At 51.8% G+C, this 11,493-nt stretch carries 10 protein-coding genes; 2 read left to right on the top strand and 8 right to left on the bottom strand.

What is annotated here, in order from left to right; translation table 11 throughout:
* Positions 1 to 53: 53 nt before the first annotated feature.
* The 5 genes from trmB to KDK14_RS20930 form a co-directional block, all read right to left on the bottom strand.
* Positions 54 to 791 (bottom strand): tRNA (guanosine(46)-N7)-methyltransferase TrmB, encoded by a 738-nt coding sequence (gene trmB, locus KDK14_RS20950; protein ID WP_257267189.1) that lies wholly within the window; start codon positions 789 to 791, stop codon positions 54 to 56.
* Positions 792 to 835: 44 nt separating this feature from the next.
* Positions 836 to 1,207, bottom strand: coding sequence for a DUF423 domain-containing protein (locus tag KDK14_RS20945; protein WP_257267188.1), 372 nt, complete (start codon positions 1,205 to 1,207; stop codon positions 836 to 838).
* Complete coding sequence (locus KDK14_RS20940; protein ID WP_257267186.1) at positions 1,204 to 2,442, bottom strand: heme biosynthesis HemY N-terminal domain-containing protein; 1,239 nt, start codon at positions 2,440 to 2,442, stop codon at positions 1,204 to 1,206. Before KDK14_RS20940 ends, KDK14_RS20945 begins: the two co-directional genes overlap by 4 nt.
* Positions 2,439 to 3,731, bottom strand: a complete 1,293-nt coding sequence (locus KDK14_RS20935) for a uroporphyrinogen-III C-methyltransferase (RefSeq protein ID WP_257267185.1) — start codon at positions 3,729 to 3,731, stop codon at positions 2,439 to 2,441. Before KDK14_RS20935 ends, KDK14_RS20940 begins: the two co-directional genes overlap by 4 nt.
* A 99-nt stretch (positions 3,732 to 3,830) precedes the next feature.
* Positions 3,831 to 4,586, bottom strand: a complete 756-nt coding sequence (locus KDK14_RS20930) for a uroporphyrinogen-III synthase (protein WP_257267183.1) — start codon at positions 4,584 to 4,586, stop codon at positions 3,831 to 3,833.
* Between the two features lie 139 nt (positions 4,587 to 4,725).
* Here KDK14_RS20930 and KDK14_RS20925 point away from each other — a divergent pair, with 139 nt between their 5' ends.
* Positions 4,726 to 6,534, top strand: coding sequence for an RING finger domain-containing protein (locus tag KDK14_RS20925; protein WP_257267182.1), 1,809 nt, complete (start codon positions 4,726 to 4,728; stop codon positions 6,532 to 6,534).
* Between the two features lie 118 nt (positions 6,535 to 6,652).
* Here KDK14_RS20925 and hemC read toward each other — a convergent pair whose 3' ends face one another.
* The 3 genes from hemC to KDK14_RS20910 all read right to left on the bottom strand — a co-directional run bounded on the left by hemC (position 6,653) and on the right by KDK14_RS20910 (position 9,677).
* On the bottom strand, positions 6,653 to 7,585 hold the full coding sequence (gene hemC, locus KDK14_RS20920) for a hydroxymethylbilane synthase (RefSeq protein WP_373691133.1): 933 nt from the start codon (positions 7,583 to 7,585) through the stop codon (positions 6,653 to 6,655).
* Between the two features lie 237 nt (positions 7,586 to 7,822).
* Complete coding sequence (locus KDK14_RS20915; protein ID WP_257267180.1) at positions 7,823 to 8,560, bottom strand: LytTR family DNA-binding domain-containing protein; 738 nt, start codon at positions 8,558 to 8,560, stop codon at positions 7,823 to 7,825.
* Between the two features lie 43 nt (positions 8,561 to 8,603).
* Positions 8,604 to 9,677, bottom strand: a complete 1,074-nt coding sequence (locus KDK14_RS20910; RefSeq protein WP_257267177.1) for a sensor histidine kinase — start codon at positions 9,675 to 9,677, stop codon at positions 8,604 to 8,606.
* Positions 9,678 to 9,890: 213 nt separating this feature from the next.
* Between KDK14_RS20910 and argH the strand changes: the two genes are divergently transcribed.
* Positions 9,891 to 11,312, top strand: coding sequence for an argininosuccinate lyase (gene argH / locus KDK14_RS20905; protein WP_257267176.1), 1,422 nt, complete (start codon positions 9,891 to 9,893; stop codon positions 11,310 to 11,312).
* Positions 11,313 to 11,493: the final 181 nt, after the last annotated feature.

Genomic DNA, 11,493 nt, shown 5'->3' with positions numbered 1-11,493 from the left:
AGCCTCAATTTCTCGCAATCCTCGCTACGGGGACGCCCAGTCGGGCGCTATTCTCAGACAGCCTCCTGGCCGGTGCGCCTGAACAGCAGATCCCAAACCCCATGCCCTAACCGGTGACCTCGTTGTTCAAATTTGGTTAGCGGACGAAAATCCGGTCTTGGCGAATAACCGTGATCGGTGGACAGGTTATCGAAGCCTGCGGCCGAGTTCATCACTGTCAGCATCTGTTGAGCATAATTTTCCCAGTCAGTGGCCAGGTGAATAATGCCACCAATGTCCAGCTTGGGACGAATAGACTCAATAAAAGCGGGCTGAATCAGGCGGCGCTTATGGTGACGTTTCTTGTGCCATGGGTCCGGAAAGTAAATCTGTACCCGTGACAGGCTGCCATCGGGTACGCACTGCTTCAGCACTTCAACCGCATCGTCGCAATAGGTTCTCAGGTTGTGGATACCCGCCAGCCGGGCTTCATTGAGCAGGCTTCCGACACCCGGGCGGTGAACTTCAATACCAATAAACTGTTTATCGCGCTCCTGTGTCGCCATGGTGACCAGGGAGTGTCCCATGCCGTAGCCAATTTCCAGAACCCGTGGCGCTGGATCCGTAAAAGCCGTCAGGAATCCCTCGGTGCCCTGCTCCAGGGACAATCCCCACGCTTGCCAGCACTCATCCCAGCCGCGTTGTTGGCCCGTGGTCATGCGACCGGCACGGAGCACAAAGCTCTTGATTTGACGCTTGTGGGGGATTTGCAGGTCGTCGGTCTCACCGACCGGTTTGGCAGTATCGTTCATGGACATCTGAGTTAGTAAACAATGATCGGCGTAAAATGCAAATTTCAGTTATAATCTCGGGCGGCAAAAAAGGCCAATATCAACCAGCCAAGAATGAAGGAAGCACCCCCGAATGGTGTAATCATCCCCAGCCAGCGGATACCGCTCAAACTGAGCAGATAAAGGCTGCCAGAAAACAAAAAAATGCCTGCAGTAAAGAAACCTGCGCTCAATTTCAGCTTTTTTGAGTCAGGGTAATTGGTTCCCAGCAAGGCGACAAACACCAGTGCCAGGCTGTGGTAGAACTGATAGTCGGCGGCGCTCTGGAAGGTATCCATTGCCCGCTCAGAGAGAACACCCTCCAGCGCATGAGCGCCGAAGGCACTCAGTGCCACAGCAGTCATACCACTGATGGCACCCACCAACAGGGCATTCATGGCTTATGCACCCCTGGCAGATTCGTTGCGCTGTCAGCCGCTAACAACAGCCCTTCCTGGAAATAGCGTGAGCTGGTTTCAAACTCATCAAGGTGTGCCAGCAGGTGGCCCAGTTCGTTATACACATCCACACTTTTGCGCAGCCTGAGGCTGGCTTCAAGATACTCCCGGGCTTTACCCCAGAGTTCATTGCGCAGTGCCAGGCGACCAAGCGCAAGTAGCAGCTCGGGGTCATTGGTACGCTGGCTGAGGAGTGATTCCGCAAACAGCAGTTGCTTTTTCAGGTCTCTGCCCGGCGTCTTGCCATAAAGGCGAATCAATGCCTCGCTGTAGCAGTGATTAAGTTTTTCCCGCAGCAGCGCCTCGGTTTTTTCCCCGGCACCCAGGCGCACCAGACAGTCACAGTAACGGTAGAGGATCACCGGATCCTTGCGTTGACTGTGACTCAGCCCGAGCCAGATATCATCTGCCGGTTTGGTTTTCTCGTCGACAGAGATGCGGTTACGGCCATAGTTATTGGCCTGTTCGAACAGGGCTTTGAATGCCTGTTGTTCCAGCTGGTGGTATTCGTCGTCCTGAATCACTTTCTGCTTGCGCAGCCTGGGCAGCAGTTTTTCCAGGGATTGCCAGTCATTCAGACGGATATATACCTGCTTGAGCATTTTCAGTATGTAGCGATGACGTGGATACTTCTTGTGCAGATGGGTCAATGTGGCCAGCGCCTGCTCCAGGTGGTTACTGGCCAGTTGCAGTTGTGCCTGGGTGATACCAATCGCCATTTCTGCGCCGGGTGCCTTGCTGTCAGCCTGCCTTAGCCAGTTGGCACTGGATTCATAATGTCCTGCCTCATGGGCCGCCCTGGCGGCGGCCAGGTAGTTGATTAACGGCGATTCACCACTGTTCGCCGCCTGACCAAGGAGTCGCTCTGCCCTGCGCCAGTGACCTTTGGTAAACTCCGCCAGACCACGATCAAACAGTTTCCTGGCTTTGGCTTTTCGGGCACCGGATGACAGCGGGTAGATAACACTGAACATGCCCAGCAGTATCCGGCAAATAATCACCGCCAGCCAGACCAGGCCAAGGGAAATGACCACCAGCAGCAGCAAACCCCAGAGGCTGCTTTCAAAGGTCATCTCATCGTAAGCAACCAGCACATAACCATGGTCATTGACCATGATGTTGGCCAGTAAAAAACAGGCAGAAACGATGATCAAAAATAGCGCAAACCCTTTCATGAAATTTGCACTCCCGGTTCAACAGGCTGATCCGGCTCGATCAATGGAGGGCTGCTTTTCCTGTCATCACTGTCCGGTGATGGAGGGGGTGCCTGGTTTTCTTCCGGCTCGATGGTCGATTCCGGTGGTGTGGGGGCGATATTGGCGCGGGACTCGTGCTCTTTCAGCGCCTCCAGCGAACGGTGAATAGCGGGTATATCGGGGGTGATAGTGAGTTCCTCCAGTTCCGCCAGTTCGTCAGCCAGCTCCTGACTGATGTCACCACCGAGCATGTAATAACGGCTCAGCCAGTCACTGGTTTGCTTGAGACTGGTCTGAAAAATCGACTGTTGCCCGGTGATCAGCGCGAACTTACCCTGTTCGATCAACATCAGCATTTTCTGACGGATTAACTGCTCCTGTTCCAGGGTCAGCAATACTTCGATGGGCTGATCTCGCTGGGTATTAATACGAAAGAGGCTGGTGAAACGATGCCAGGTGTCCAGCAATATGCCCTTGATGGTGTCCTGCCAGGTGTTGTCTGCGGGGGTGGCTTGTTCAGTGGCCGTTGGTTTGGCAGTGGCCACATCGGCAATATGGCTATCATCCAGGATCACAAGATCGGGGATCAGATCCGCAATGGCCTGCAGTCGCAGCCAGATGCCTTCCTGATTCACCAGGGCGGTGGCTTTCAGCACCGCCATATCTTCTGCCAGAGCCTCCCGGACCGGAAATAGAGTGTAGTCATCCAGTTGTTCCAGTATCTGTTCGGCACTGGCCATCAGCTCAAGGGCGCCGGTCACATCATTGACCGTCAGCAACCGCTGATTGGCCAGGCGCAGAAGGTATTCGACTTCGGCGGTCCGCCATTGGTTTCGGGTGGAGCCTTCAAGCGCTTTGACCTTGCCGGACAGGGTATCAATTCGGGCCAATAGTCTGGCTTCCCGTTGTTGCAGTGCTTGCAACTGTTGCTGGTGCTCCTCGATATCGGTGGCGGTGTTTTGGGCCACTGTCGTCAGTCTGGCCTGCTGCCGGGCCATCTGTGCCTGCAGCTGGTCCATTCCCTGAAGAAGAGTCGGCTGGCTCTGTTCCAGGGGCATGGCCCGCCAACCGATGTAGCCACTGAGGCCCAGGGCACAGGCGGATAGCAACAGGGCAAAGCCTGCCAGGGCTGAACCCCTGGTTTTGCCCTGTTTGGCTGGTTGCTTTTCTGAACGGGACTCTGTGGCAGAAGTGATGTCTGTTTTCTGCGGAACAGCTTCAGGGGTATTGTCTGGTAAATGGTCGGTGTTCTGGTCTGTATCGCTCACGCTTGGGCCTTCCGATTTCGAGAGGATGCCCTGAGGGAGTGCCTCCCTTGTTTTTCTATCGCTTTGCCGGGCACTTCCTTCAAGGCTCCCGCTCATTGTTCACAAGAGGCAGATCCTGGCCAATGCTGGCAACATCATCTCGTTGCTGGCACCGCCGGTATTGGTTACCTGCTGGAAACCCAGGCTATGGGCCTGTCTGGCAACCCGTTCACTGGGAACCAGCAGCCGGTAGTCAGCTCGATAGGCCATGGGTAAGTAGTACCCGAGATTTGTCAGGGTTTCGCCACTACCACAGAGGATGACATTGATTGAATGGCTTTCCAACTTTTTTACCACCGCATTGCGCTCATAAGTGGGGCGGGTGCGCTGATAAACGTCCAGCGTGTGGACACTGGCACCGGCATTACGGAGCTGTTGCTCCAGCACCTCCCGTCCCCCCACGCCTTTGATAATCAGGAACCTCTTATTCTGCACATGGTTAAATGCGTCCAGGGCAAGAAGAGCTTCACTGTCTGCGCCGGTTGGTGAATATTGAGCCTTTATAGCAAACCGCTCAAGTTCCGCCGCTGTGCTGCTGCCAATGGCAAACCACCGGCAGTGAACCGGTAGCTGTGGCCAATATCGTTCGATCAGCTCACCCCCCAGACGGGCAGCCGGGCGGCTGGTAACAATAATATGGTCAAACTGGTGGAGCATTAGCAGGCAGTCTCTCATTGCCTGTGTTTCTGCCAGCGCTTCAATAGCAAGCATGGGCACGGGCCAAGCCTGGCCACCAAATTCCTTGATGGCGTCTGCCAAAGCCTGTGCCTGAGGCTCAGGGCGGGTTACCAATGCGCGAATATGAGACAGCTTCATTATGCAGTTGAACTAATTTATATCCAGTGTGTCAGAGTTTAGGCTGTATTCCATAGGGGAGGCCAGCATCTCGATTAGATGCATGATATTCGAGCTACCCAGATGTCAAGTGCAATCAACCAGACAGAGAGTATTATTGATGGAAACAAAAGTACATGTAACCAATAAACCCACTCGAGTCGAACCGGATTTTACACCAGCATCCAAGACTGAAATAGTTCTATTAAACGGACATAGACTCACATACACGGATTCAGTTAAAAATCGAATGACTGATAAATGCCCAATCTGTCAAGAAACACTTTTCTCGGAAGAAAAAGCAATCATAGAAAGGCCTTGCCAACATTTTGAACACCAGGAATGTTTTCTCAGGAGAATAACAGCCGAAAATCAACCTGCAACTATAACCACATGCCCTATCTGCAAGAGCCAAAAGCCACACAATAAAGAATATATCTTTTATAACAGGGGTACTGATTGGTTGCATAGAGCTGAACGAAAATGTGAGAGAGAAGATTGCTTATATATTCACAAACACAATGACGAAGCGGAGGCTCCTGGTTGTCCATATCCATATTCAATGTTCCCGGATCATGAAAGTGCGACGGGCTTTCTTCATCAATACGGCAAATTAGTTGACAAACTTATTGTAACGCAACTGGGTTTCTCCGGGATTAAAGCTTTTGAATCAGGTTTGGAGAATATAACAAACGAGCGAAAGAATGACATGGAAAGAAAGTATGGCAAAGAAAATGATCTGAAAAAACTGGTTCAACAATTTGATGAAAACCACGGGAGAGCAGAAGATTGTATGGCCATCCTGGAACGAGAATTCAATCAGGGTTTCGAGCCTGGTTCTGATAACATAAAGTCTTTCAGGCATAAAACAAACTCAAAAACGGATGAAAGTAAAAGCATCATTAGAGATAGAATCCGGGAAGCCAAAGAAGCATTATTATCAAACAGGGCCGTCAGTAAACACCTTATTGATTTACGATACGCGCTTGAGAATGACAGGGAGCATTGCGGGGGCTGGGGATCACCGGAAGTCTCATCAATGATTTCACTTTCAAATCCAAATCCTCATGAGCTGATTCCCGGTTTGGCAGAGTCAACGGATATGGATTTTGCCCTGGTCAGAACGTTTACTGTAGATGGAGTGAATCATCCATTCGAAATTCGAGTGGATGCAAAAAAAATAAATGAATCCAAATCAGTGAATGAGGCTGTTGCAAATGTTATTAACTGTGTTCGGTGTGAGCTTATGATGAGTAAACTCATGAAGAACTATCCGGCATATTTTGACGATAAAACCAAAGTGTATTTAAAAACACCATTTGATTACTGGGGTGATAAAATTGAGATTGTTTGCAGCGATAATAAAGAACAGCCCCATGCCATCAAGTTGAGTAAAGTATTTGATTTTGAAAAAAAGGAATTTAACTTCACAGTATTTCTGAATGCCGTGGATCAATTCAAGGGTCATGGTATTAATCGTCATGATCTCAGGAGTGGTTCGTTAGACCAAATGCAAACGGGTCAGAGTACAATGATTTTCGACGATTCTGGAGATATCCCTTCTTTTGGTCGCGGTTTTAGAGATATCCCTTCTTTTGGCCGCGGTTTTAGAAATACAATGTCAACAAATACAATATTATCAACAGAAAGCGTATCCAGATCCACGGGCTTACTTGGTACATGCACTCCATCAACCATGTCGGAAAATCGATTTACGATATCACACATCCCGCCCGCAGCCTCGAGCTTATTTGGTGCGTCCCGTGGGTTGGGAAGTATCAGATTGACGATGCCACCGGATGCGCCCTTCATCGGCGGACTAACACCAGTGGGTAACAGGCCCCGATTTACTGGCCCGGTTCCCTCAACCGCATTAACAGTCCTGCCTTCCCGGGAAGAAGGAATTATTGGTTTTGACGATATCTTTTAGGTTCTGTTGGCATAAACTTATAAATTCCGGGAAGCGTAAAAGCCGCATTCCACAAGGCGAACCGGTGCAAGCGTAGTAGTTTAACATCACACCCGTTCAATGCCGTCGGAAGGCGGCTTTACTGGCTACCCGAAGCGCTCAATGCAGCAAGGATTTTATCCGCCCCCTGTTTCAGGAGGGATTCAGCCACCTTAATACCCGCAGACTCATAATCTTCAGCGGCACAGGTCACTTCACTGCGATAGATGGTTTTTCCATCAGGACTACCGACCAGACCCCTGAGAAATAGCCGGTCTCCATCCAGTTCAGCAAATCCGCCAATCGGTACCTGGCAGCCACCATTCAGGCGTCTGTTCATGGCACGTTCAGCCCCAACCCTGATTGCTGTTTGCTCATCATGCAAAGGGGCAATAAGCCGTCTGGTTGCTTCGTCATCCTGGCGCAGCTCAATGCCAACGGCACCTTGTCCAGCTGCAGGCAAACTCAGGCCGGTATCCAGGTAGCTGCGAATGCGATCAGCCATCGCCAGTCGAATCAACCCGGCCGCTGCCAGAATGATCGCGTCATACTGGCCATCATCCAGTTTGGCCAGGCGGGTATTCACATTGCCCCGCAGAAACTGAATGGACAGGTCAGGCCGGGCGGCCAGAATCTGACACTGCCGACGCAGGCTTGATGTGCCAACAACGGCACCCTGTGGCAGCTCGTCCAGAGTAGCATAGTGATTGGCGACAAAGGCATCCCGTGGGTCTTCCCGTGGGCAGATAACCCCGAGCCCAAGCCCTTTGGGAAACTCCATGGGCACATCCTTCATGGAATGCACCGCAATATCGGCTCGACCTGCCAGCAGGGCATGTTCCAGCTCTTTGACAAACAGCCCCTTGCCACCAATTTTCGCCAGTGGCGCATCCAGAATGCGATCACCCTGGCTGGTCATTGTGACCAGTTCGACCGGAATATCCGGATGGTGTTGTTCCAGCTGGTGTTTGACATAGTCTGCCTGCCACAGGGCAAGGGCGCTTTTGCGGGTGGCGATACGAAGGGTTTTCACAGGAATGACGGCTTCTGTTGTTAAACTTCTGTCGTTAAACAGGACTCAAGTCAAGCGCCAGCCAGTGACTGGCAACGCTGTTTTGTATGTTCACCCACGCAGGCCACATTTTGCAACTTGTTCTTTGATCTTGTTCTTTATCTTGTTTGTTATGATTGGTGTGCAATGAAACACCAAAGGACCGGAAAACCTCAACACAACAGTACTTGCGGGGGGAGGCCAGGTATTGGCACCTGGCTACAGGGATTGCATGACTTTCTTGATCAACGGCACATGACGTCGGCTGATGGACAGTGGCTGTGGCACTTCCCGAAGATGGATAAAACAGTGACCCTTGTCATCCCGGGACAGGCTTTCAATGGCATCCCGGCGTACCAGGGCATTGCGGTGAATTCTGACAAAGTGCTGACTGTGGTCTTCTTCCAGGGTTTTGAGTGAATCATCGATCAGCACTTCACCATGACGATGATGGACCGTCACATATTTATTATCCGCCATGAAATAGAGCACATCATTCAGGGGAACCAACTCAATACCACGCAGTGTTTTGGCGGCGATATGGCCCTGCTCTTTTTGCTCTGGCAGATGGTCGTTCAGCCAGGCCAGTTGCAGACGATTCACTTTGCTGGCACGGTGTAATGCCTGGTTCAAATGGTCCTGGCGAATCGGTTTCAGCAGATAACCTACGGCCTGGGCATCAAAGGCTTCCAGGGCATGATTGTCATAGGCGGTACAGAAAACCACGGCTGGCGGTTTGTCCATGGAGCTGATGTAACTGGCCGCCTCCAGACCGCCCATCACGGGCATGCGAATGTCCATCAGCACAATATCGGGGCGATACTGGCTGCACAGATCAATGGCATCCCGGCCATTGCTGGCCTCATGTTCAAGCACCATAAAGTTATCAATCCGGCCAATCAGGTGTCTTAGCCGTTCCCGGGCCAGTGGCTCATCATCAACAATCAGGACATTCATGGTTCAGAGATCGGTTCCAGTCAGTCATTAATCAACGTTTTTATCAATGGTGTAAATCAACAGCGCTATCCAACCGGCAGGGATATTGCACCTGCGCCGTGTACCATTTGACACCACTATGCTCCCGGGTATTCGTGGTCAGGCTGGCTTTGTTGCCAAAGAGCATGGCCAGACGAGAGCGGATATTGTTCAGGGCAATCTGATTGCCATTTGAAATGGTCTCAGTATATGGCATCGGATTTTCTACAGAAATCTGAACCGTTTGCTGATCAATGTGGATGCTGATGGTAATGCAGCCACCGGCCTCCAGCGGCTGAATACCATGGTAGACGGCGTTCTCCACCAAAGGCTGCAGGGTAAAGGGAGGAATAGACAGCCTTTGCGGCAGTTCACCAACCCGCCATTTTACCTCAAGGCGGTCACCCAGCCTTTGCTGCTCGATCCTCAGGTAACTTTCGCTGATTTGTATCTCTTTGCGGATGGGGACGAAAGCACTCTGGTTCTGACCGGGATTGTTCAGGCTGGCTCTGAACAGATCCGAGAGATCTTCCACCGCCTGCTCGGCTTTTTCGGGGTTGATCTGAATCAGGCTGGCAATAATGTTCATGGAATTAAACAGAAAATGAGGGCGGATTGTCGCCTGCAGTGAGTCCAGGCGGGCATTGTGGATAACCTGTTGCTGCAAGCTGACTTCGTACTGGATATAGAAATAGCGCAGCAGCATGGCCGAGATAATCAGCGCCGCCAGCAGATTGCGGATGACCTGTTGCCAGTCAGGGGCAAAGAGAATAGGTGATAGTAAAGTCTGGGAGAGCAGGGTCAGCAGCAGCGTGATGATCTGCACCCCCAACAGGGAAATCATGACTGACTGCCACGTGGGCAGACCCATCAGGAAGGGTCTGGCCAAATAAAGAAAGGCACTGCTGGACAGCACAATCCACTGAACAAACAGTGACAGCATGGCCAGTCGTGTCCAGCTAAAGTCCATATCGCCGGGCAGGGCAAGCACCTGCACCAGAACAAACAGTTCCGAAATCAGCACCAGCATAAACACCGACTGACCGGAGCCAAGGTCGGGTAGAAAGAAGTCATCCTTGCTGTGTGGGGTCTGGATCATCAGGGACTGTTTATCTCAGGCAGCCTCTCAGGAGTGAGAAGCCATTGATTATTGTTATCGGAAGTCCGTCCATTCTCTTGCCCGGAAGGAGGCACTGAGCGATGCAATCAAGCCATGACACCGATATAATGCCCCGCTCTCAACGGGTCAATGCCGGACAGGTATTGATTGTACGTTCGTTTTAAAAATGAGAACCGGGTGGGGAGCAGACCAATGTCGGCCAGCGATTGCGCAGATCAGGGTGAAAAGAGCAGTAACCACAGTTCCAATCAACAGTGGGGTGGGCGTTTCAGTGAAGGTGTTGATGCCTTTGTTGCCCGTTTTACGGCCTCCATTGATTTTGACCGGCGCCTTTACCGCCACGATATCCAAGGGTCAATGGCCCATGCACAGATGCTGCACCGGGCGGGTATTCTCAGCGAAGACGAACTCACTGCCATTATCTCTGGCCTGGAAGGTATTCTTGAGGATATTGAGCAGGATCGTATTGACTGGTCCATTGAGCTTGAAGATATCCATATGAATATCGAGGCCCGTCTGACCGAACGCATCGGCGCGGCTGGCAAAAAGCTGCATACCGGGCGCTCCAGGAATGACCAGGTTGCCACCGATATTCGTTTATGGTTGCGTGATGAGATTGACGCCATATCCGCAGAACTCAAACGTCTGCAGCACGGGCTGCTGGATATTGCCGAGCGTGAAGCAGACACCATCATGCCCGGTTTCACCCATTTGCAGACAGCACAGCCTGTGACCTTCGGTCATCACCTGATGGCCTGGTACGAGATGCTGGTACGGGATGATGAGCGCCTGCAGGACTGCCGCAAGCGCGTTAACATCAGCCCCCTGGGCGCTGCCGCACTGGCAGGAACCACCTACCCTATTGATCGGGAGTATACGGCTTCTGCCCTTGGCTTTGATCGCCCTTCCCGTAACTCTCTGGATTCTGTCAGTGACCGGGACTTTGCCATTGAGTTCTGCGCCGCCGGGGCCTTGATCATGACCCATTTGTCCCGCATGTCTGAAGAACTGGTGCTGTGGACTTGTGCACAATTTAACTTTATTGATCTGCCCGACCGCTTCTGTACCGGCTCTTCTATTATGCCGCAGAAGAAAAACCCGGATGTGCCCGAGCTGGTCAGAGGCAAAACCGGCCGGGTTAATGGCCACCTGGTGTCATTGCTGACCTTGATGAAATCCCAGCCGCTGGCTTACAACAAAGACAATCAGGAAGATAAGGAACCTCTGTTTGATACGGTGGATACCCTCAGGGATTGTCTGCGGGCGTTTGCTGATATGGTGCCGCATATTCAGGCCCGCAAAGAGCACATGCTGGAAGCGGCTCGCCGGGGGTTCAGCACCGCTACCGATCTGGCGGATTACCTGGTGCGCCGTGGCATGCCCTTCAGGAATGCCCATGAAGTGGTGGGTAAGGCGGTGGCCTTTGGTATTGAGGAAGGTCGGGACCTGTCGGAGATGACCCTGGCTGAGCTTCAGGTCTTCTCTGATACGATCGGCCAGGATGTATTTGATGTCCTGACCCTGGAAGGCTCCGTCAGAGCCCGTAATCATCTTGGAGGTACAGCGCCCGGGCAGGTCAGGCAGGCGGTTTTAAACGCCCGTAAAATGTTGTAGAAGGGTCTTGAAAAAAAGGAACCACAAAGGCACAAAGACACAAAGTTTTCCTGGTCTTGGCAAAGAAAAGGTTTTCTGTCTTTCTGGTTCAAAATTCATTTAGCCTTTGCAGCAACTGCGGACCGTGGGAACAAGCGCTTCCTTTGTGTCTTAGGAGCTGTCCTGAAATAACTTCGACATT

This window comes from Endozoicomonas sp. ONNA2, from assembly GCF_024606365.1.
Taxonomy (GTDB): Bacteria; Pseudomonadota; Gammaproteobacteria; order Pseudomonadales; family Endozoicomonadaceae; genus Endozoicomonas.
This window is presented reverse-complemented; position numbering and strand designations above follow the sequence as displayed.

Bases quoted from the DNA above. Each gene is read 5' to 3' on its own strand.
- trmB (WP_257267189.1), bottom strand. From the start codon at position 791: ATGAACGATACTGCCAAACCGGTCGGTGAGACCGACGACCTGCAAATC.
- KDK14_RS20945 (WP_257267188.1), bottom strand. From the start codon at position 1,207: ATGAATGCCCTGTTGGTGGGTGCCATCAGTGGTATGACTGCTGTGGCA.
- argH (WP_257267176.1), top strand. From the start codon at position 9,891: ATGTCGGCCAGCGATTGCGCAGATCAGGGTGAAAAGAGCAGTAACCAC.
- KDK14_RS20910 (WP_257267177.1), bottom strand. From the start codon at position 9,677: ATGATCCAGACCCCACACAGCAAGGATGACTTCTTTCTACCCGACCTT.
- KDK14_RS20930 (WP_257267183.1), bottom strand. From the start codon at position 4,586: ATGAAGCTGTCTCATATTCGCGCATTGGTAACCCGCCCTGAGCCTCAG.
- KDK14_RS20925 (WP_257267182.1), top strand. From the start codon at position 4,726: ATGGAAACAAAAGTACATGTAACCAATAAACCCACTCGAGTCGAACCG.
- KDK14_RS20915 (WP_257267180.1), bottom strand. From the start codon at position 8,560: ATGAATGTCCTGATTGTTGATGATGAGCCACTGGCCCGGGAACGGCTA.
- KDK14_RS20940 (WP_257267186.1), bottom strand. From the start codon at position 2,442: ATGAAAGGGTTTGCGCTATTTTTGATCATCGTTTCTGCCTGTTTTTTA.